The organism is Lyngbya confervoides BDU141951 (assembly GCF_000817775.3).
Taxonomy (GTDB): domain Bacteria; phylum Cyanobacteriota; class Cyanobacteriia; order Thermosynechococcales; family Thermosynechococcaceae; genus Lyngbya; species Lyngbya confervoides.
The window spans coordinates 1-20,797 of record NZ_JTHE03000087.1 but is presented as its reverse complement, the minus strand read 5'-3'; the positions used below and the strand labels follow the sequence as shown (position 1 = coordinate 20,797).

The window sequence follows — 20,797 nt, the reverse complement described above, 5'->3', positions numbered from 1 at the left end:
AAAGCGTGTGAATGTGAACATCTTCGCTGGCACAGCATGGACAGGGATGAGCAAATAGATCCATCAGGTGTCGGGTTGATAGGAAATTACATTATCGCTCAAATTCAGATATTGAAAGGATTAACACTGACCCAGGCAACGGAACCAGTGCCTGCGCGAATTGTATCCAGATATCCCGTGGAAAAGCATCGGTGGGATGCGCGATCGGCTGGCCCATGCTTACTTTGGTGTCGATCTCCATGTTGTTTGGAGTACCGCAAAAATGTCTCTACCTGAACTCAAGTCTGTCATTCAATCTTTGCTTGACCGTCTAACTCAATCCCAATAATCCGTTTTTTTCCTCAAGTCCCAGTCTTTCACCAAGCGTTATGACTCTGATTAAAGACCTAATCGAAATCCCTGAACGCCTCCAAAAAGGTGATTTTGTCCTCAAGCTGACCGAAGGCGTCACCCGTGCTGAAGCCACCGTCAAAGACTACGTCGTCACCCCAGAACTCAAGGACTGTTTCGACAACGCCCTCACCTTTATTCAGAGTGCCATCCAAGGCAATAGCAGCAAGGCCAGCTACCTGCACGGCAGCTTTGGCAGCGGCAAAAGCCACTTTATGGCAGTTCTCAATCTGATCCTAGAGGGGGTTCCCGTAGCCAAATCCATCAACGCACTCGCCTCCGTCATCACCAAACATAACGACTGGATTACCGGCAAAAAATTCCTCCTGGTGCCCTACCACATGATTGGGGCCAACAATATGGAATCTGGCATCCTGGGCGGTTATGTGGACTTTATCCGGCGCCATCATCCAGACGCTCCTATCCCTGGCGTTTACCTTGCTGAAGGCATGTTCAAAGATGCCCAGGATCTGCGTCAGACCATGGGCGATGACGTCTTTTTCAGCAAACTGAGTGAAAGCTCACATGGCGATAGCGGCTGGGGGGAACTTGCAGACGCATGGAATGCCGAACGATTCGAAGCCGCGATTCAAGCTGGCCCCGGAGAAGAAGAGCGATCGCAGCTTATCAGTGCCCTCGTCAAGCAATTCTTTGGTTCCTATGACATTCAAGCGGGTGCTCAGGGTGAATCATTTGTGTCCTTAGATCAGGGCCTATCCGTTATCAGCAAACATGCAAAAGCGCTAGGATACGATGCGCTGATTTTGTTTCTGGATGAATTGATTCTGTGGTTAGCCAGTCGCGCCACCGATCTCAAATTTATTCATCAGGAAGGTCAAAAACTCTCAAAACTCGTTGAAGCCCAATTGGCCGATCGCCCGATTCCGATCATTAGCTTTGTCGCCCGTCAACGGGATCTGAGTGAACTGATTGGTGACTCTATTCCCGGTGCCGAGCGCCTCAACTTTAGCGATGCCCTCAAACATTGGGAAGGCCGTTTTCATCGCATCACCTTAGAGGACAGGAATTTACCTGCGATCGCAGAACAGCGCGTCCTCAAATGTAAAAACAAAGCTGCCCGCGACGAACTTAACGCCTCCTTTGAACAAGCGGCTAAAGTGCGCGAAACTGTGATGAATACCTTGCTGACCAGTGAAGGCGATCGGGAAATGTTCCGCAAGGTCTATCCCTTTAGTCCAGCCCTGGTGCAAACTCTGATTGCTGTTTCCAGTGTGCTCCAGCGAGAACGCACTGCCCTAAAAGTGATGATGCAGCTACTAGTCGACCATCGAGAAAGCTTATCGCTGGGAGACATCGTGCCAGTTGGTGATCTCTTCGATGTGGTGGCTCATGGTGACGAAGCCTTTAGCCCCGAAATGGCGATTCACTTCAACAACGCCAAGCGTCTCTACCAGCAAAAACTATTGCCTGAACTTGAGAAAACCCATGGACGCAGAGATGAGTTAGAGAAGCTCCCGCTCACAGATGCAAAGCGGAAAGCCTTTCAGAATGATGATCGGCTGATTAAAACCCTGCTCCTTTCAGCATTAGTGCCAGAAGTTGAATCTCTACGAGGATTAAACGCTGAACGGCTTTCCAGTCTCAATCACGGCACTATTCGATCTCCGATTCCCGGACGGGAAAGCCAACTGGTTCTCCAGAAATGTAAAACCTGGGCCGCGAGTGTGGGAGAAATTCGCATTGGCGAAGAAATGTCAAATCCCAGCATTTCTGTGCAGTTATCCGGCGTCGACACCGATAGCATTATTAAGCAAGCCGAGCGCGAAGACAACCGCGGCAATCGCATTCGGTTGATTCGAGATATGGTCTTCACTCAGCTTCAAATCAAAAGTGCGGAGCAGCTTGAACAGACCTACGAATTCATCTGGAAAAATACAAAACGCTCTTGCGTCGTCATTTTCAGTAACATTCGTGAATTGCCCGAAGCTTCATTAGAAAATACGGACGATCGCTGGAAGGTAATCATTGACTACCCCTTTGATGAAACAACTTTTTCCCCAAAAGACGATCGCCAAAAATGCGATGCGTTTCTGGAAAGTCATCTCGAAGGCACCAAAACCCTATGTTGGATCCCATCCTTTTTCAGCGAAGATGCCCGAAAGGATCTCGGAACACTTTTAGTCTTAGATCATGTGCTGACAGGCGAGCGGTTCTCGGACTATTCCAATCATCTGTCTCCACAAGATCGGCAAGCGGCTAAATCATTGCTGGAAAATCAGCGGAGTGTTTTGCGACAAAGAGTATTGAAACATCTGGATGCAGCCTATGGAATTGATATAGCTCCTGAGTCTCTGGACACCTCCACCAGCATGGAACTCAACGATCAATTTGTCTCGCTCCAATCTGGATTCGAACTCCAACCGCCAACAGTTGCTAATCTGCTAGGCGGTTTGCAAAATTTACTAGAGCAAGCCCTTGCTCATGAATTCCCTGCTGCTCCTGAGTTCGGGACGGACGTCAGCAAATCGAGCCAGTTGCAAAAAGTCTATCAATACATCACGGAAGCAGCTCAAACGGCAGATGGACGAGTTGCAGTGGAGCGACCTCATCGAAGTTTGATGCGCGATATTGCCAATCCTCTGCTTTTAGGGGAAATGGGCGCTGATGCAACTCATTTTGTTCTCGGACAACATTGGAAAACTCACTTTACCAAAAAGGGCGCTGAGGCCGGAGGCAATCCCAAAGTTAGCGACTTGCGTCAGTGGATGGATGAACCTAAAGCAATGGGATTATCCAAGGAGCTACAAAACCTCGTCATCCTTGCCTATGCAGAACAAACAGGTCGGAGCTTTTTCCGGCATAACTTGCCAGTTGATGTCACACTCAAAGACATTCCGAGCGATTGTGAATTGCGAGAGCAAAAGCTCCCGAATGAGCAAGACTGGAAAATTGCTCTCAAACGAGCCCAAGATATTTTTAGTGTATCCGTATCAGCTCTGCGTAAAGCCAGCACTGTTGCAGAACTAGAAACAAAAGTCCAGCAGAAAGCTCAAAATAGCCGGGAAAGTTGTCAAAAGTATGCTGAAGCCCTCCAAGATAGCTTTGCAGCTCTCAATCTGGATACCAATTGCGATCGCGTTCAAACTGCGCTCACCACATGTTCTTTAGTTACCAAAATCCATTCAGCTCAACCTAAGGATATGGTTCAGGTTTTGGCAGAAGCCGCGATCGCAACGTCCGAAGCAGCAATGGCAGAATGCTTGAAAGAGTCGGCTACCCTCACTGGCACCCTAGAGGGGATCTCGTGGGATATTTTTCAAGGCATTCGTGACTTAACCGATGATCGTCAGGTCGAGGCAAAGAAAATCTTAGAGTCATTGGGTCAAGCGTTGCGAAGTGATGAACATGTGATGAGCCTTGGAGCACAGCTCAAACAATCTCAAAGCCAAGCGGTTAGGCTCTTGGCAAAGCAACCTCCCATAGTCCCAACTCGAAAAAAATCCGCAAATCCTCCAGCAATTGAACCTCCCGGTAAAGAGACCAAAACGAATCAAAAGCTTTCAATTCAAACCATTGCGGAAGAGAGTCAAAGCAACATTGGTCTGCACGAGGCTCAAACCCTGTTGAGTCAATTAGGAAAAGATCTTAAACCAGGACAAAATATACGCTTGAATGTCAGTTGGATTATCGAACAGTCCACAGAGGCCGACGCTGACCAGGAGATGCCTAAATCGTGATAGCAGCCCCAACCTTTAGTCAAATCAAGGCTCAGGTGACTGCTATCTTACAGCGATCACCTGATAGCAAAATCATTGGTATCCACGCCAAAGGTCGTTGGACTGGCAATCGTCAGCAACATGACGGAGAACGATGCTACCAGATTGAGCAATGCGACTCTCCCTTGGCGATTAGACTTGCTATTCAGCAGTTTGAAAGACAACGGCTGCAGGAGGAGACTCCTCATGAGACTGTTCAGGTGTTCGTGACTCCAATGGAGGAAACTGACTTATCAGAGGATATTCTTCTCAGATTGGCAAAACAACGCCTCTTTATCATTGACCCTTGGCAAATCGTCAAGTCACTCTTTCGAGCCACTAACATCGATCCTCGGTTACTCGAACATCCTTGGATTCCTGAATTATTAATGGATTGGATGCCAAATTATCGCCATGCGCCAGTCTTAGGTGGATTTCTAGATGCGGAGGTAATTTGGCCGTTGTTTTTGCAGCATGGACTGTATTTCAAAAGCGATCGCCTTGATCTAGTTGCGCTTTTGCAATGGTCTATGGTACCAGAGCATATCGAACAATATCAACAATGCTCAGAACCTTTTCGGAATGCAGCTTGTGACTGGTTGAGCCAAAGGATCGGAAAATCGGCTGAAATTATTCTACATTGCGTTGAACAGAGTTCCCAGCCTGATGCACTTCCGCTTGGACTAGCACTTCAGGTGCTATGTCACCCTGACGTTCAGAATAAGCTTGACAAGTCTATGGGGAAGGTAGAAGAGCGATTTCTGGCTGGTAAGACTCCATCCATGGGTGTTTTGGAAATGTGGCGTGATGCAGCTCAACAAGCAGCACGCCAATGTTCAGCAGCAATCCAGCAATACCTAATCCAACGATCCGACGCTATTTTGACCGATATCGGAGCTGAACTATATGCTCACTTAAGTGAGAGTTCAGAACTGGGGTTGAATCAAAGATTACTTGAATTTAGCAATCGCCTAGATTCACTGATTAAAAAGCCGACTGAGAGTCATCAATTTGCCCTTCAACAAGCCTTCAATAACCTCAAAACACATCAAGCCATTGAGCACGGTAGTCGTCGCCTTCAAAGATTGGAAATGGCTATCCGTTTAGCTCAGTGGATAGTGAAAACAGCACTCAATCCAGCTGACCCTGCTCCCTCTTTAGAAGATGCGATCGCCAGCTATATGAACTGTGGTAGCTATCTAGACTGGGCTCGCTATAGTTTGCGACTGGCGGAACCTTGTCGAGAATTAGCAAGCGCCTATGGTCGTCTTTTTAAGCACATCACTGCGCTCCGCGAAGAGCAAAATCATCGTTTCGCGGAGCTTTTAGCACAGTGGACAGAGTTTGATTCGGAGCGTTCAGGAATTATCCCTGTTGAAAAGATTCTAGAAAGGGTTGTTTCGCCTCTCGCCGAAAAACAATCCGTTCTTCTGATTTTGATTGACGGAATGAGCATTCCCGTAGCTCATGAGCTAATATCTCACTGTATTTCAAAAGGTTGGCAACTTACTAGCAATGGCCATTGTCATCATACTCCACAAGCAGGTTTAGCCACCATCCCTTCTATTACGAGTTTTTCTAGGGCAAGTTTATTAGCTGGAAGACTAACTAATGGACAGCAAAGTTTAGAAACAAAGGAATTTGCAAACCATATAGCTCTTCTTAAGGTGTGCAAGAAGACATCTCCACCTCTGCTTTTTCATAAAGATTCTCTCCAAACTAACAAGTCACCTATTATTCCTGATGAAATTGCATTCTCAATTTCATCCTCAAAAAATCGGATTATCGGGGTAGTAATTAATGCCGTTGATGATTTACTCAACAAAGGTGATCAGGTAGATATAACATGGGATATTGAGCGAATAAAAGTCCTATTACCACTACTTGAGATGGCACGCGATTCAAAACGTTTAGTGATTTTAACCAGCGATCATGGCCATATTCTAGAAAATGCATCTAAATACGAGCAGGGTAATGGGGCTGAAAGATGGCGATTGGCAGACAGGCCAGCGAAAGACCAAGAAATAAAGATACGTGGGCCAAGAGTCCAGGAAAAATCCAATTTTGAGGTAATTGTTCCTTGGACAGAAACATTACGCTATTGTCGCAACAAAAAGAATGGATATCATGGTGGTTGTTGTCCGCAAGAAATGATAGTGCCAATCGCAGTCTTAACTTCACAAGATATACCAGTAGACACATCAAATTTACCGCAACAAATCTATCATCCAGAGTGGTGGTCTATTCAGTCCACTCAGTCCACTAGAGTAAATTCAGGGATGGACACTTGTGTCAAGACAAGTCAGTCTTTGAACAATAATTTTGGGTCACTATTTACCCCATAACTAAAAATACTTAACCTGAGAGCAGGGCTGTTTCAAAGTCTGAAAATAAAAATTGAAATGCTGGTTCAGGCGTGACAAGCGTTCCGCACAAACTTGCAGCCCTAAGGGAATAGCAAGGATTGTGATTTTTCTTCGAGCAACATAAAACAGCACTGGCCTCTCAAGATAAAAGGTTCCAAGACTATTTATACTTAGAGGAGAAAAACTTATTTTCTCTGTTATTTATCTATACAGAGATCGGAATTCTGACATTTTATTCTTGATCCCTAGTTCAAGCTTTTTTCTGTACTAAGATTTTCTCGGCAGAGTAGCGATTCGATTGCTCAGGGTTAAAGATCGATCTTACCCATAGCCACCACCAACCGAAGTATGAGTGGGGACTTTCGTTTTTGAAGTACTCTGGAGCAATTTGTCGAATTTTTGGCAAGTGTACCCAAGCTACATTTGGAAAAGTATGATGCTCATCGTGATACCCAGTATTAAAAAAAACAAAATTTGTCCAATGATACGTAGAATAAGTTTTACCGTCTTGGAAATTGTGATGCTCACTAATAGATTGTCCCCTAAAGGTTACACCCCAATGCCCAGTCATAATAGTTAAGCACCACAAAAAGTAAAGAATGGCTTTCCATCCTAACAATTGCCAGACTAAAACATAGAAGAATAGGTTGGATAGAATAAATATCATGACAGTGGAGATTGATTTTTTTGCACCCTTTATTTCTCGGTAAGTATCGCTGGGCACGATCCAGGAAAAGATAAGGTCAGAAACAACTGAACCACCAGGTAAAAGATGAAGAAATCCTGAAATGAATCTCCAGTGAGGATGAGCGACAAGGTATGCAGCTTGTTTTTTATCTTGCCATTCATAATCCTTTTGATAATCATTCAAGTGTAAATGGTGAGCAGGACCATGGACGGAAAGGTAATCGAGAGACTTTCCAAATGAAGGTGCTCCCAATTCAATTATGAATAAAGATACTAGGGTACCCCATCTTCCTCTAAGTATTAGATTATGAGATGCTTCATGAATAAATGTGGCAAGGGAATGCATAATAAATTGGCCTAAAAATAGAGCGATTAAGCCCACAGTCCACCAAGGCAAATCATGAACTAACCAGGCCATAAACCACTGAACTGCAACAAGAATAACAATAAAAATTATCGACCAAGAATAATTTCCAAAATAACGTTTGATTTCGGGGTGTTCATTTAATATTTTCTTACTTCTTTCTACATGCCAGTGATAGTCGGATGACATGGGGGTACCTCAAAAAATTGCTTTGCTCATATTAAAATGAAATGTCAGAATTCCGATCTCTGTTTTACCCTTTTAGTGTCTGGCGTCTAACTGCCTTAACAGCCTGACACAAGTCAGAGGCGGTTTGAAAAGTTAGAAAAGCTCTCAAGAGATAATCTGTAATTGCAAACACAGACTCAAGAGAGCAATGAATCAAGCATACCCCAGCGATTTCACTCGATACCAATTCGATGAATTTCTAGCCCCGCTGCTCCCTGCCGCAAAATCGGGAGGCAGCCCTCGCTGCATAGATCTATTTGCGATTGTTAATGCAATTCTATGTGTCTTGCACACGGTTTGCCAGTGGCTCCATGCCTCATGATTGCCCAAATTGGTTAAACGGTTTACACCTATTTCAATCAATGGCGGAAAGATGGCACCTGGAACACTATCCACGACCATTTACGAATGCAAGTTCGAGTCAATGCAGGTCGTCATCTCAGTCCTTTATCCGGAATCTGTGATGCTCAATCGGTCAAAACAGGCAATCCTCGGATCAAGGGTACAGGATTTGATGGAGGCAAACTCATCAAGGGTCGAAAACGTCACATTATGGTGGATACATCGGGTCTGTTGTTAGTCATCATGGTCACTGCGGCCAATATTTCAGATACACGAGGGGTCAAAATCCTGTTCTGGAAAGCCAAACGCAAGGGTCAAAGTTTGTGTCGTTTAGTTCGGGGCTGGGCGGATGGTTGTGAGCGAAACCCTTTGCTTGGTTGACTTGGAATCATCATCTCAATAAAGACTGCGAAGTCTTGACATCAACTGCGGAAGCATTCTGTTACATGGCCATAATTCGACTCATGGTTCGCAGGCTTGATCAGCTGTGCTAAAAACTTTTCAAACCGCCTCTAAGCGCATAGTCGCGAAATCTCTCCAGGTCTTTTTGTAATGTCGATTCCACAACATTACCTAAAAATAGATTGTCCATAAAGCTGCCGATGATGCCAGGAATTTTATAGGACACCGTTAAGCGCACCACACTCCCGGCTCCCTTGCGATCGTAAAAGCGAATCGCCCCCTGATTGGGCAAGCCATCCACCGACTCCCATTGAATGAGCTGGTGATTGACCTGCCTAACGATCCGGGAAAGCCAGGTAAACTCGAAGGCGCCGCTCGCCAGCTTCCAGCGGGACAGATCTGGATTGTCCTGCTGAATCTCCACCGATTCAATCCACTTCATCCAGTTGGGCATCTGCTCAAGATCCGACCAGAGACTCCAGACCTGCTCTATGGGGGCCGCCACTTCAACCTGAGCACTGTGTTCTAACCAATCGGACATGGGTGGACCTCCAGAAATCGCTGACCTTTGGACTGCTTAACTCTCCTTAACTGCTTCACACCAGACTCGGCTGTCGCTCCGCCATCTGGGCCGTGGCCTCCAGAATAGCCTGGGCCGCGCGCTGCCCAGAAATGGTTGCCCCTTCCATACTATCGATGTAATCTTGCTGGGTGTAACTCCCTGCCAGGAAGAAGTTCTCCACCGGCGTCCTTTGCGCGGGTCGGAAAACATCCATCCCCGGAGCTTCTCGATAGAGCGATTGGGCCAGCTTTACCACGCTCGACCAGGTCATATTCAGCTCACGGGCCGAGGGGAACAGGTTCTGCACCTGTGCCAACACATGCTGGGTAATTTCCTCGTTACTCTTGGCAATGAAGGGATCACCGGGAGTTAAAACCAGTTGCAGCAGCGATCCTTGGCCTTCGCGGTAATAATCCCTGGGGCTGGTCAGGGCTAAATCCGCAAAGCAGGAAAAGTCGGCATCGGCCGTGTAGAGCAAATTATCCAGTCCCACTGCCTTCTCAAGCTGCCTTCGGGCCTGCGGATCGTTCAGTTCCGTCACCCAGCCATCAAAGCGCAGCTGCACCGTGGCGACGGGCACGGCGGAGAGCCGGTAAATATTGTCAAACTCCGACCACTTGCGCCACTGATCCGGCAGCAGCTTGTGAATTCCAGGGATATCGCAGGCGCACAGGTAGGCATCGGCTTCCACAATGTCATGTCCCTCCTGCTTGGCCACCTTTAATCCGGTAACCCGGGTGCGATCGCCAGTTTCCGCGAACAAGATCTCCAGAGTACGGCGGCGAGTATGAATCCTGGCCCCGCGCTCTTGGATATAGTTCACGAGGGGAGTGTGCAGATATTCCTGGGGCGATCCCTCCAACATTCGCAAAATGGAGGCTTCCGTCCGGGCTGCAAACAATTGGAAAATGGTGAGCATACAGCGGGCGGAAATATTATCGCAATCAATAAATCCCAGGGCGTAGGCAATGGGGTTCCACATGCGATCAATGCTCCCCTGACTGCCGCCGTGGGATTTAAACCAATCGCTAAAGCTAACCTTATCCAGGGTACGGATGGTTTTCATCGCCCCCTCAAAATCCACCAACCCTCGAACCACCGGACTGGTACCCAGGGCGATCGCATTTTGGGCCTTATCTAGAGCTGACAGCTGGGAGGTGGTAAAAAACGCCTTCAGACCGTTAAAGGGAGCCCCGGTGATGAAGCGAAAATCTAGCTCACCAATTTTGCCGCCCTCATTAATAAAGGTGTGGACATGTTCCTTGAGCAAGAGCGAGTCATAGGCTCCCACCTTTTTCATCAACTCAAACAGGTGGTAGTAACAGCCAAAAAAGACGTGCAGCCCCATCTCCACGTGGTTGCCCTCCGCATCCACCCAGCTGCTGACCTTGCCGCCCACGAAGGGGCGAGCTTCGTACAGATCAACCTCGTGACCGGCATCAACTAGATCAACGGCGGCGGCCATTCCCGCTAACCCGGCCCCAACAATTGCGACTCGCATGGTGGATGTCTCTTACTAACCAAATCTTTACAGATTGTAATACAACGCCTGGGATCTCTGGGGAGGCTTGTGAGCAGGTTCCGGGAAGCCCTGCGATAGGATGAACAATGGCGCATCACCCTAAGGGACCCATGACTGTATTAACGGCGCGATCGCTGCGCAAGGATTTCGGCATCAAAGAGGTGCTGCGGGAGGCCAATTTCACCCTCGAAGACAGCCAGAAGGCCGGGATCATTGGGGTCAATGGGTCTGGCAAATCCACCTTTTTGAAAATGCTGGCAGGACTAGAGCCCATTGATGGCGGGGATCTGTGGCTCAATCCTAAGGCAAGCCTGGTCTATGTATCCCAGGATCCCCAAATGGATCCGGAGAAGACCGTTCTAGAGCAGGTGTTTGCAGACTGCGGCGAGGCCGCCACCCTGGTGCGGGAATACGAGGAACTCTCGGCACAGATCGCCCAATCGCCCGAAGCAGATCGATTGATGAGTCGTCTGTCCCAACTCTCCGAACAGATGGACGCCCAGGGCGCTTGGGAACTGGAAACCCAAGCCAAAATTATTCTCAATCAGCTGGGCATCACCGATTTTCAGGCACCCGTGGGAACGCTCTCGGGGGGCTACCGCAAGCGCATTGCCCTGGCGGCAGCGCTGGTGTCTCAGCCAGAGGTGCTGCTGCTAGATGAGCCGACAAACCACCTGGACGCCCTGTCAGTGGACTGGCTCCAGGGCTTTTTACAGCAGTTTCGCGGGGCCCTGCTCCTGATTACCCACGATCGCTACTTTTTAGACCAGGTCACGAACCGGATTGTGGAAATTGATCGCGGCGATCTCTACGAATACGACGGAAACTATGCCTACTACCTGAGCAAAAAGGCAGAGTCCGAAGCTGCCGCGCTCAGCAGCCAGCAAAAACATGCCGGGGTGCTGCGGCGGGAGCTGGAATGGCTCAGGCGCGGTCCCAAAGCCCGGAGTACCAAGCAAAAGGCGCGCATCCAACGCATTGAACAGATGCAGGATCAAGACTTTAAGCAGGCCCACGGCAAGGTGGATATTTCCACCGCCCAGCGACGCATCGGAAAAAAGGTGGCGGTGCTGAACGCCGTGGGAAAACGCTTTGGCCATCGCACCATTATTGAAAACTTTAGCTACGAATTTACCCCGAGCGATCGCATCGGCATCATTGGCCCGAATGGCGCAGGAAAATCCACTCTGCTCAACCTGATCACAGGTCGATTAGATCCCGACCAAGGCACCGTAGACATTGGCACCACCATTCACTTTGGCTATTTTGATCAGCACTGTGACGATTTACTACAGAACCCGAACCAGCGGGTGATTGACTATTTGAAAGAGGTGGCGGAGCTGGTAAAAACCGCTGACGGAAGCGTCATCACAGCTTCGCAGATGCTGGAGCGCTTTTTGTTCACGCCCAACCAGCAATATTCACCCTTGCATAAGCTTTCCGGGGGTGAGCGCCGCCGCCTATTTCTGCTGCGGGTATTAATGGAAGCGCCAAACGTGTTAATTCTGGACGAGCCCACCAATGATCTCGACGTGCAAACGCTGGGGGTCCTAGAGGAGTATCTGGCAGAGTTCAGCGGCTGCGTCATTGTGGTATCCCACGACCGCTATTTTTTAGACCGAACCGTCGACACTATCTTTGCCTTTGAATCCGGAGGTACCCTGCGCCAATACCCCGGCAACTACTCCCTTTACCTGGACTTCAAACGCGCTGAAGCCGAAAAGCAAATCCTGGAAACCCAAGCCCAGCAAGCGCCGGTTCCATTGTCCCCCACCGCCAGTCCTACCGTCCCAAAGGGCAACTCCTCCCGTCCCCGAAAGCTATCCTACAAAGAGAAGCGAGAATTCGAGCAGCTGGAAACCCAAATTCCGGAGCTAGAGGCTGAAAAAGCGCAGCTAGAACAGCGTCTCTATCAGAATCCACCGGCAGAATTTACGGAGCTGCAGGGTCTCAGTGAGCGATTGGCCTGCCTGGATCAGGAAATTGAAACAGCAACTGAGCGCTGGATGGAACTGGCCGAACTAGCGGGATGATGGGCCTGACAAAAACGCTGCGATCCCCGATGCCTGTGCAGACGAACCTCTTACAAATTGTTAACCCTGGTTAATCGGCCATTTAGGCCAAAGTGAGCTGACTACCTGGGATTACCCACCCTAGCCCACCAAACTCATCTAGGTATTTTCGCGAGGGGTTCAGTTGAATTTGTCAGAATAATAGGCATATTAAGGTTGCCAGCGATGGCGCTTAACTCAAGCCCATTGGCTCCAGGGCAGGGCTTCCGTTCGAAATGAACCGCGACTGGGTCGTTCTCCCGCCTGCTGACCTTTGTAAACTGTTGTGTGACCGCCCGATGTGCCTATGACTGCCCCCCAGCTTTCCAGATCGTCTCGTGTTCTACCCAGCTTTGTCCCGCGTTTTGGGTCCCCGGCGAGTCTGCAAGTGATCGTGAGTATGTTGTTCTTAGGGCTAGCTGGCCTCACCCTAGGACTGATGGCCCTTGGCAGCGCGACTCGGGTCATGAACGCGGGACTCTCCTGTCCGGATTGGCCTCTATGCTTTGGATCCTTTGTGCCGAAGCAGCAAATGAATCTTCAGGTCTTCCTGGAATGGTTTCACCGTTTAGTTGCGTCCACTGTCGGGGTCTGCGTTCTGGGACTCAATGGACTGGTGCTGGTGCTTCGGCAGCGTCTCCCCCGTTGGTTACCCTGGGCGACCGGCCTCTGCTTTGGACTGGTTGTATTCCAGGGAATCCTGGGCGGTTTAACCGTGACCCAACTGCTCAGGTTTGATATTGTGACCGCTCACCTGGCCACGGGCCTCTTATTCTTCTCAAGTCTGGTCACCATTGGCACCGCACTGATGCCCTACCAGGGAACTGGGATGGTGAATTATCTCCCCTGGGCAAGCTTTACCGCCGTGGGGCTCATTTACTTGCAAAGCATTCTCGGCGCGCTGGTGGCCTCGCGGTGGGCGGTGCATCAGTGTCTGGGGAGCGCCAGTCTCTGTAGTGTGCTTTACAGTCACTTTATCGGCGTTGTGCCAGCGGCTCTATCGGTGCTGATAGTGGTGGTGATGGCCGGGCGCACGGCAGCGTTGCATCCTCTGTTGCGACGCTTGACCCAGCTGGCGGCCCTGCTGCTGGGTCTTCAGGTGGGTCTGGGACTGTCCACCCTCAAATTCCATCTACAAATTGTGGTCCTCACGGTCGCCCACCAGTTTATTGGGGCATCTCTGCTAGGGGTGGTCCTCGCGATGAGCGTCATCGCCCTGCGCGATCGCCTGCAAGCGAAGGACCTGCCCACGATACATCCATCCACCGTCGCCCCCTCCCCCTTGACCTAACGCCATTGCAGGTTAAGCTAAATCAACCAAATTGGGCAATCTCAGGTTCAGGCTCGTTGTTGTGACGCCGTTCCTCTGTTTCATTTCTGTTCGCCATGAGGAGTGTATGCTGAAGTCATCTTGGTTTAACGAGCAAAGTCTAGAATTCAATCTGTCGCAAACCCTTTGGGATTATTACCAACTCACCAAACCCCGCCTCATTTTTCTATTTCTCATCACCACCGCCGCCGCCATGTGGATTGCGGCCAACGGATCGGTGAATGCTTCCTTAATGCTCATTACCCTACTGGCCGGAGCCTGCGCCTCTGGCTCAGCCAATACCTTTAATTGTTTATACGACCGCGACATTGATGCGGTAATGGAGCGCACCAGCGATCGCCCTTTGCCCGCCGGGCGCATTCAGCCCCGACAGGCTTGGATATTTGCCATCACCCTAGCCCTGACAGCCTTTGGGTTACTGGCAAGTTTTGTGAATCTACTCAGCGCCTGCCTAGCCATGGCCGGGATCGCGGTTTACATCGGCGTCTATACCCACTGGCTGAAGCGATCCTCTCCCCAGAATATCGTTCTCGGAGGCGCGGCCGGAGCGATCCCCCCCCTGGTGGGTTGGGCTGCGGTCACCGGAGAGCTGAGCTTTGCCGCCTGGATTTTGTTTGCCATCATCTTTATCTGGACACCACCCCACTTTTGGCCCCTTGCCATGATGATCGAAGAGGACTACGCCAAGGTCGGTGTCCCCATGCTGCCAGTGGTAGAGGGGGATCGGGTCACCGCGCAGCAAACCCTGGGCTATACCATTGCTCTATTGCCCGTGTCTCTCCTGCTGGTGTATCCGGCCCATGCGGTCAGCTGGCTCTACGGAATTGCGGCCCTGGTGCTGGGCGCTTTATTCATCCATAAAGCTTGGGGACTGTTGCAAACGCCTGACGACAAGCAGGTGGCTCGCTCGGTGTTTAAGTTTTCCATTTTGTACATGATGCTGCTCTCGGTGGCAGCGGTAGCCGATAGTGTCTTGCTCACTCGTCCTGAACTGATGCTGTGGCCGTAGCGCCTGGCCAGACTTCAAGGGACCCTTCTGGCCTCAAGGCCCTATTTCTTGGAATGGGTCAGTCGCTTCCAGCCACTGACCAGCCAGTCACTGAGGGAGTGACTCATGGCCCCCAGTTCCAGTCCCAGAAACATCGCCATTAGCCGATTGAGGAGGGACGGACTGAGCGTCCAGGCAGGCCGAACCCAAACCAAATAGCGGTTCCAGGATTGGCCCTGAGCAATTGCCCAGAACACTGCCACGAGCATCAGCAGTCCGAAGCCCCATCCACCGAGATAGAGCACCCGAAGCACCGTTCCAATCACGGGACCGTGGGACAACCAGGATCGATGCCGCAGGCGACGCTGATAGGGGAGCCAGATCCAGCGCAGATAGCCCCACCGCCGGTACTGCCTGGAAACAATGTCTAAATCTGGACCAAACATGAGACCGCTAAATAAAAAGCAGCTTCCCGTGGCGATCGCGAGATCCCAGGCCTGCGTCAGGGCGAGGGTTCCAGCGCTAACCAGCGGAAAGCCTATCCAGGTGATGCGATCATGGGTCTGGCCGGATGGCATGAACTTCGATACCTTGATAAGGGTGTTGTTCAGTTTTAGTCAGTCTATATTGTCTCTATGTTGATTGATCGGTTGTTTGCTCGGGTCTTTTTGCCAATTCTGCTGGCAGCACTCCTCGGTTTAAATTTCAAGACAGCACCAGTACAGGCCGCCAGCGCTGCTGCCATTCGTGCTTACGACAATATCGATGTAACCAGCAAAGATTTTGTGGGGAAACGTCTACAGGCGGCTGAATTTAGCGATGCTCACCTGGATCGGGCGGACTTCACCCGGGCCCAGATGCAGGGCGTGGTCTTTGACAATGTCACCCTGACCGATGCGGACTTTAAAGATGCGGATCTCACGGACGGGATGGCCTACCGCAGCGATTTTTCCAAGGCCAATTTTGAAAACACCGTGCTGACCGATGCAATTTTGCTAAAGTCAACCTTTACCGGAGCGATCGCTAAGAATGCAGATTTTTCTGGAGCAGCGCTGGATAAGGAACAAATAATTGAATTGTGTAAAACAGCTGCCGGCGTGAATCCGGTCACCAAGGCGGATACGCGCGAGTCCCTCGGCTGCCGATAAGCTGGCATTATTTGAGATCAGTTAATGTCCCTAGTCATGGCGCCAGGGACATTATTGAGAGTCAGGGACATGATTAAAATCAGCCTTGACCCAAGTCTCACCCTAGGCAAGTCTCACCCTAGGCAAGTTTCAAACCACCCAAGTTTCAAACCACCCAAGTTGAAAACGACACAAACCAGAAGGGAATCAATGCAGCTACAAGTATACGGAATTCCCACCTGCGGTACCTGCAAAAAGGCAGTGAGCTGGCTCGATGCCCGGCAGGTGAACTACGAGTTCATCAATACCAAAGAAAATCCCCCCGAGGAAAAGAGGATTGCAGAGTGGATTCAAGCTCTGGGCAGTCAGCCCATGCGCAACACCTCGGGGAAATCCTATCGATCCCTTGGGGAGGAAAAGAAGGTCTGGAGCGATGAACAGTGGCTTGAAGCCTTTAGCCAGGATGCGATGTTGATCAGGCGTCCTTTGTTTGTCCGAGACGGGCAGGCTGTATTAGTCGGCTTTCGCGGATCGGATGCCGCAATCGCCGCTGCCCTGGGGTTGAGCCATTAATTGGGAAGGATTACGGCAGTGCAGGGGAACTTTTCCAGGGACAATCGATGACTCACATTGGCTTGATCTGTCCAGCAGCCAGCGGCCACCTCAACCCCATGACAAGCCTGGGGTATGCCTTGAAACAGCGCGGCCATCGCGTCACCTTAGTGGGGATACCCGATGGGATGCCTCAGGCTGAGGCGGCGGGTCTGGAGTTTCAGGCCATTGGGGAAAGGGAGTTTCCAGCCGGGTCCAACGTTGTTTTTTTTGACAGGCTTGGCAAGCTGAGCGGCCTAGCAGCCTCTCGCTACACTGTACAGCTATTTACCCAGTTAACCGCCACCCTACTGCAGGAGCTACCGTCTGCGGTCAAGGCTGCAGACCTTGAACTGCTGCTGATTGATCAAAACTCCTTTGGGGGACCCAGTGTAGCCCAGTCCCTAGATCTCCCCTATATCAGTGTTGCCTGCGCGCTGATGCTAAACCCAGACCCAAACGTTCCCCCCTTTATCACTTCCTGGCGCTATCATCCGGCGACCTGGGCACGCCTGCGCAATCAATGGAGCCATCACCTCCTGTCCCGCTGGATACGACCGATACAATCCCTGATTGCCGACTATCGGCAGCAATGGAATCTGCCCCTTAATCCTCGCGAAGACTTTTCTCCCTTTGCCCAGCTTTGCCAGGAGCCCGCTGAATTTGAATTTCCCAGACAGCATTTACCCGCCTGCTTTCATTTCACCGGCCCCTATGCCAGCCGGGCGAGTCGAGCCACTGTGGAGTTTCCCTTTGATCGGTTAACCAACCAGCCCCTCATCTATGCCTCCCTAGGAACTCTACAAAATCGACTATTGCACCTGTTCGAGGCGATCGCGGCCGCCTGCCAAGGGTTAGCGGTTCAGCTCGTCATTGCCCTCGGGGGCGGTGCCTCCCCCGAAGATCTACCGCCGCTTCCAGGCCAGCCCATCGTAGTCGGCTACGCACCCCAACTAGAACTCCTAGAGCGGGCCACCCTGACCATTACCCATGCTGGGATGAACACAACCCTGGAATCACTCAGTTGCGGAGTGCCCATGGTGGCTCTCCCCATCACCAACGACCAGCCAGGGGTGGCCGCGCGGATTGCCTGGACCGGCACGGGTGAGGTGGTACCAATCAAACAGCTCACCGTTGCTAAGCTGCGGGCTGCCATAGTAAAGGTCTTGGGCGATCCATCCTACCGAGACAATGCCCGCCGTCTCCAGAACGCTATTCAGCGCGCCGGTGGCCTCGAACGCGCGGCTGACATCGTGGAACAGGTCATCCAAACCCAGAAACCGGTGTTAGCAGCCCCATCAGCCGCTGCCTCCGCCCCCCTGCCCCCCAATGGGAGAGGGTCTAACCGGTAACGTTCCTCAGTGTAAAGTCCCTCAGTGTAAAGTCTCCTCAGAAGGTAGCCTTCGGCATCTAAAGCCAGGAGAACTTAGAAGGCAGGCTGGGTACTTTTCAAGTCCCGCTCACCAGGGTTATCCTGGAGGGCCACCCATGTAAGCCCCGACGTTGGCTTGATAGTCTCCCTCTCGAACAGACTCCTGCAGATCTGATTTAGAGGGGGGATCCACTGCTGCCGTCTACTCTACACCCACCATCACTAGGCCCCAAGGACGTAAGGGATCGCCCCCCCCGATACCCGGTTCAGTTTCCCCAACTCGTGGAAAAACCAGGACAGGATCATGAGGGCACCAGCCCAGAACGTAAGGCTTGATATCCTAGGCCAGGGTCGGGGCGACTTAGAAGGGATCCCCGGAATCAATCTCAGTCGGCGGCGTCCGATCGGAACCCCTTGGAGGATCAGCCTGAACCAAGACTGTCTCTAAAGGTCGTCGTAGGGATCGGGGCATGAGCGGCCCCCGGCCAAACCGCACGACTAGATCTGGACGGCGATCGCCAATTTCCAGGTAACTGGCAAGCTGGGATCGCACGCTAGCCACCTCCACCGGCTGATTCAGGAAGGCGGTGCGTATTCCCAGGGAGGTTGCCTGTAGCGCAAATCGCTGGTAGGCCCGTCCAACCTGAATCCAGCGGTCAGGGCGATGGGTCTCAGAGACGAAGATGGCCAATCCTGCAGAACTGCGCAGTTGCCGGGCATATTTGGCATTTTCGGCCTTCGGCTTTAGAAAGACATCAACCAGACGATGGGCCAACCAGTGCGGTGCGGTGGGAATCCCAGAGCATCTGCTAAATAGACCATCCCCCTGCTGAAGCGCCTCGCGATCATTAAAACGCATCCAGGATTTAAGCTCTTTCACAAAGTCAGGGTCGTTGATTTGCGCGGTGTTGCCAGCGATCACGTATTCCAATACCGCTTCCATTGCCGGCTTGTCTGTTAGAAGCATCAGATCAACTCCGGCTTGACGAGCTGCACCTTCGAGCTGGTTGAGATCCTCCTGACTCAGGGGTTGTCCGTCATAGTCCGATCGAGTTGACTGACGTTGGGGAATAGCATCAAACAGCGGCGATCGCACTGGGGCTGCGGCTTCTAGCGGCACCTCGAACCTGTTCGGTAACCCACCATTCAGATGTGTCTCAAAGCCAAAGGCATGGGCCGCCTGAATTAAATTTTCTAGGGCACAGCCCAGACTGATGTATAGATGGTGGTCCTCGGGATCCACTCTGGGACAGCGTCTTGTGAAGTCAGGAAACAGGACAACCTGATGGGGCTCCAGCTTGAAGGTCCAGCACTGGGTATTATGACTGGAAGCGGCCAGAGTGGCATAGCGCACCAACTCTCGCTGCTGAGCCAGCCTCTCTTGGGGGAACGGATCCGTATGTCGCCAAGTTTCCTGAATCGCTTGCTCGTAGGATTGAGGTCGATCCCCATAGGATGGAAAACGGGGGGAAGTCATCAGCGTACCTCCAGGGAGTCATAATGAGGGGGGCAAAGGCTCTAGCGGGGGCTCTGTCTCCGCCGTGCTGGGTGCCCTGTGAAAGATCAGCATCAGAACCCCGGTGGCTCCCGGGAAGGTAATGGCCCACAACGCGGCAATATAAACCAGCGGATGGTAGTACATCTGTAGGGCAATGAAGGGGAGCAAGGCGCCGTTGGCCAGCAGAAACAGTCGGGCCAGGCGCTGTAATCCCTTGCCTGGAAATACTCCGGCAACGAAAAGCGTGGCTAGGCTCATAAAGCTATACCCCAGAATATCAACGGCATAGAGAAAGGAGTCGAAGGGAGTAAACAACAACATCTCTATCCCTGCTGTCTCACCGCGCATTAAATGGGGCAGCACGAGGGTCAATTGCACAAAATATACCAGGCTGATCAAGCCGGTGTAGACCGTCGCAAACGCCAGCGCAATCTGACTCCACAGGCGTCGCTCCGGGAAAGTGAGGTGATGAATCGTGGCAATGAGAACCAGAAAGCTAGATCCCAGCAATAGAGAGGGCAAAAGCAGAATCGCCAAGCCCAGGGGAGTACTCGCACTTTCTGGTCCTCCGTGAGAGCCGAGAAGACCAATCCACTCCGCGATTTGTCCTGCCACATAGACCAGACTGAAACCCAGGGAGAGCAGGGCCGACCCGTAGCCAATTCTCTTTGCTGCGGGAGAGATGGGGGTGTTCATGGGTTGTGGCTCCTCTAGGAAATTCGTTGTCCCTCGACGGCAGAGGTTCCAGGCCTTGCGGCCCGCGATGGAACCCGGCCCTGAGTTGATGCCCTGAGTTGATGTCCCAGCCAGGGCGAGATCAGCACCAGCAGCAGGCCAAGGGCCATGAGTCCCCCCTGGGATAGGTCATAGTCAGACCAGATTTTGGCCCAGGAATATCCCCAGCCCCATCGGCCCAGTCCCACCTCAAAGGTCAGGGTGAGACTAACCCACAAAAGCCCAAGGGCCAGCTGTTGCATCCGGGTGGCGCGCAGCCAGGACACAGACCCGGTGGCGATCGCCACAATGCTGAGGGCACCCATCCCAAAGGACAGCCCGTAGGCCAAATCCTGACCCAAAATGGGGATCAGCCAGAGGGTGCGGATTGTGCCATTCAGAATCTCTACAACGATGAAGAGTAGCCAAATGATCAGGCCTTTAAACAGCAGCATAGGCGCTCCTCGGTAACCCTAAGGTGCAACAGGGTTTCCCTCTCCCTAATTCTAGGATGATCCTGGTGGAGGAATGTGAGGATGCCTTGAAA

General features: G+C 51.4%; 16 protein-coding genes and 1 pseudogene. 10 read left to right on the top strand and 7 right to left on the bottom strand.

The features are described from left to right. Window positions 1-151 precede the first annotated feature (151 nt). The 3 genes from QQ91_RS21855 to pglZ are packed head-to-tail and all read left to right on the top strand — an operon-like array spanning window position 152 to window position 6,451. On the top strand, window positions 152-328 hold the full coding sequence (locus QQ91_RS21855; protein ID WP_166283006.1) for a HepT-like ribonuclease domain-containing protein: 177 nt from the start codon (window positions 152-154) through the stop codon (window positions 326-328). A 40-nt stretch (window positions 329-368) separates the two neighbouring features. Further along, window positions 369-4,088 carry a DUF6079 family protein gene (locus tag QQ91_RS14705; protein ID WP_166283002.1) on the top strand — a complete coding sequence of 1,240 codons (3,720 nt, stop codon included), beginning with the start codon at window positions 369-371 and terminating at the stop codon, window positions 4,086-4,088. Between the two features lie 35 nt (window positions 4,089-4,123). Further along, the gene (gene pglZ / locus QQ91_RS14700) at window positions 4,124-6,451 is read left to right on the top strand and encodes a BREX-2 system phosphatase PglZ (protein ID WP_250833366.1); all 2,328 of its coding nucleotides are present in this window, start codon (window positions 4,124-4,126) and stop codon (window positions 6,449-6,451) included. Between the two features lie 271 nt (window positions 6,452-6,722). On the opposite strand, the gene QQ91_RS14695 is transcribed toward pglZ, so the two are convergent. Further along, window positions 6,723-7,712: a fatty acid desaturase gene (locus QQ91_RS14695; RefSeq protein ID WP_166282998.1), complete on the bottom strand. Its 990-nt coding sequence runs from the start codon at window positions 7,710-7,712 to the stop codon at window positions 6,723-6,725. Window positions 7,713-7,899: 187 nt separating this feature from the next. Here QQ91_RS14695 and QQ91_RS14690 point away from each other — a divergent pair. Beyond that, window positions 7,900-8,587 (top strand): annotated as a pseudogene (locus QQ91_RS14690) (IS5 family transposase). Here QQ91_RS14690 and QQ91_RS14685 read toward each other — a convergent pair. Together QQ91_RS14685 and zds are read right to left on the bottom strand one after the other, a co-directional pair. Continuing rightward, window positions 8,584-9,036, bottom strand: a complete 453-nt coding sequence (locus QQ91_RS14685) for an SRPBCC family protein (RefSeq protein ID WP_166282996.1) — start codon at window positions 9,034-9,036, stop codon at window positions 8,584-8,586. The pseudogene QQ91_RS14690 and the gene QQ91_RS14685 sit on opposite strands and share 4 nt — an antisense overlap. Before the next feature lie 55 nt (window positions 9,037-9,091). Next, entirely contained in the window at window positions 9,092-10,558 is a 1,467-nt protein-coding gene (gene zds, locus QQ91_RS14680; RefSeq protein ID WP_166282994.1) for a 9,9'-di-cis-zeta-carotene desaturase, read from the bottom strand. Window positions 10,559-10,689: 131 nt separating this feature from the next. Here zds and QQ91_RS14675 point away from each other — a divergent pair, with 131 nt between their 5' ends. The 3 genes from QQ91_RS14675 to QQ91_RS14665 all read left to right on the top strand — a co-directional run bounded on the left by QQ91_RS14675 (window position 10,690) and on the right by QQ91_RS14665 (window position 14,969). Further along, complete coding sequence (locus tag QQ91_RS14675) at window positions 10,690-12,612, top strand: ABC transporter ATP-binding protein (protein WP_166282992.1); 1,923 nt, start codon at window positions 10,690-10,692, stop codon at window positions 12,610-12,612. 418 nt (window positions 12,613-13,030) lie between these two features. Further along, a complete protein-coding gene (locus tag QQ91_RS14670) occupies window positions 13,031-13,921 on the top strand; it encodes a COX15/CtaA family protein (protein WP_166283004.1) in 891 nt (296 codons plus the stop codon). 106 nt (window positions 13,922-14,027) lie between these two features. After that, on the top strand, window positions 14,028-14,969 hold the full coding sequence (locus tag QQ91_RS14665; RefSeq protein ID WP_166282990.1) for a heme o synthase: 942 nt from the start codon (window positions 14,028-14,030) through the stop codon (window positions 14,967-14,969). A gap of 41 nt (window positions 14,970-15,010) precedes the next feature. Here QQ91_RS14665 and QQ91_RS14660 read toward each other — a convergent pair whose 3' ends face one another. Next, window positions 15,011-15,526, bottom strand: a complete 516-nt coding sequence (locus QQ91_RS14660; RefSeq protein ID WP_166282988.1) for a metal-binding protein — start codon at window positions 15,524-15,526, stop codon at window positions 15,011-15,013. Window positions 15,527-15,583: 57 nt separating this feature from the next. On the opposite strand from QQ91_RS14660, the gene QQ91_RS14655 reads away from it, so the two are divergent. The 3 genes from QQ91_RS14655 to QQ91_RS14645 all read left to right on the top strand — a co-directional run bounded on the left by QQ91_RS14655 (window position 15,584) and on the right by QQ91_RS14645 (window position 18,018). Next, window positions 15,584-16,096 (top strand): pentapeptide repeat-containing protein, encoded by a 513-nt coding sequence (locus QQ91_RS14655; protein ID WP_166282986.1) that lies wholly within the window; start codon window positions 15,584-15,586, stop codon window positions 16,094-16,096. A 189-nt stretch (window positions 16,097-16,285) separates the two neighbouring features. Beyond that, window positions 16,286-16,648, top strand: a complete 363-nt coding sequence (locus QQ91_RS14650; RefSeq protein WP_166282984.1) for a Spx/MgsR family RNA polymerase-binding regulatory protein — start codon at window positions 16,286-16,288, stop codon at window positions 16,646-16,648. 47 nt (window positions 16,649-16,695) lie between these two features. Continuing rightward, the gene (locus QQ91_RS14645) at window positions 16,696-18,018 is read left to right on the top strand and encodes a glycosyltransferase (protein ID WP_166282982.1); all 1,323 of its coding nucleotides are present in this window, start codon (window positions 16,696-16,698) and stop codon (window positions 18,016-18,018) included. A 381-nt stretch (window positions 18,019-18,399) separates the two neighbouring features. Here QQ91_RS14645 and QQ91_RS14640 read toward each other — a convergent pair whose 3' ends face one another. Genes QQ91_RS14640 through QQ91_RS14630 form a run of 3 tightly spaced genes read right to left on the bottom strand, consistent with a single transcriptional unit; the run spans window position 18,400 to window position 20,705 of the window. Continuing rightward, window positions 18,400-19,515, bottom strand: a complete 1,116-nt coding sequence (locus tag QQ91_RS14640; RefSeq protein ID WP_166282980.1) for an Acg family FMN-binding oxidoreductase — start codon at window positions 19,513-19,515, stop codon at window positions 18,400-18,402. 18 nt (window positions 19,516-19,533) lie between these two features. Continuing rightward, the gene (locus QQ91_RS14635; protein ID WP_166282978.1) at window positions 19,534-20,232 is read right to left on the bottom strand and encodes a hypothetical protein; all 699 of its coding nucleotides are present in this window, start codon (window positions 20,230-20,232) and stop codon (window positions 19,534-19,536) included. Between the two features lie 14 nt (window positions 20,233-20,246). Continuing rightward, window positions 20,247-20,705 (bottom strand): hypothetical protein, encoded by a 459-nt coding sequence (locus tag QQ91_RS14630; RefSeq protein ID WP_201277474.1) that lies wholly within the window; start codon window positions 20,703-20,705, stop codon window positions 20,247-20,249. Between the last annotated feature and the right edge of the window lie 92 nt (window positions 20,706-20,797).

What these genes read in the sequence shown, in the direction of transcription:
- QQ91_RS14705 (WP_166283002.1), top strand. Translation starts at nt 369, where the DNA reads ATGACTCTGATTAAAGACCTAATCGAAATCCCTGAACGCCTCCAAAAA.
- QQ91_RS14695 (WP_166282998.1), bottom strand. Translation starts at nt 7,712, where the DNA reads ATGTCATCCGACTATCACTGGCATGTAGAAAGAAGTAAGAAAATATTA.
- QQ91_RS14685 (WP_166282996.1), bottom strand. Translation starts at nt 9,036, where the DNA reads ATGTCCGATTGGTTAGAACACAGTGCTCAGGTTGAAGTGGCGGCCCCC.
- zds (WP_166282994.1), bottom strand. Translation starts at nt 10,558, where the DNA reads ATGCGAGTCGCAATTGTTGGGGCCGGGTTAGCGGGAATGGCCGCCGCC.
- QQ91_RS14675 (WP_166282992.1), top strand. Translation starts at nt 10,690, where the DNA reads ATGACTGTATTAACGGCGCGATCGCTGCGCAAGGATTTCGGCATCAAA.
- QQ91_RS14670 (WP_166283004.1), top strand. Translation starts at nt 13,031, where the DNA reads ATGTTGTTCTTAGGGCTAGCTGGCCTCACCCTAGGACTGATGGCCCTT.
- QQ91_RS14665 (WP_166282990.1), top strand. Translation starts at nt 14,028, where the DNA reads ATGCTGAAGTCATCTTGGTTTAACGAGCAAAGTCTAGAATTCAATCTG.
- QQ91_RS14660 (WP_166282988.1), bottom strand. Translation starts at nt 15,526, where the DNA reads ATGCCATCCGGCCAGACCCATGATCGCATCACCTGGATAGGCTTTCCG.
- QQ91_RS14655 (WP_166282986.1), top strand. Translation starts at nt 15,584, where the DNA reads ATGTTGATTGATCGGTTGTTTGCTCGGGTCTTTTTGCCAATTCTGCTG.
- QQ91_RS14650 (WP_166282984.1), top strand. Translation starts at nt 16,286, where the DNA reads ATGCAGCTACAAGTATACGGAATTCCCACCTGCGGTACCTGCAAAAAG.
- QQ91_RS14645 (WP_166282982.1), top strand. Translation starts at nt 16,696, where the DNA reads ATGACTCACATTGGCTTGATCTGTCCAGCAGCCAGCGGCCACCTCAAC.
- QQ91_RS14640 (WP_166282980.1), bottom strand. Translation starts at nt 19,515, where the DNA reads ATGACTTCCCCCCGTTTTCCATCCTATGGGGATCGACCTCAATCCTAC.
- QQ91_RS14635 (WP_166282978.1), bottom strand. Translation starts at nt 20,232, where the DNA reads ATGAACACCCCCATCTCTCCCGCAGCAAAGAGAATTGGCTACGGGTCG.
- QQ91_RS14630 (WP_201277474.1), bottom strand. Translation starts at nt 20,705, where the DNA reads ATGCTGCTGTTTAAAGGCCTGATCATTTGGCTACTCTTCATCGTTGTA.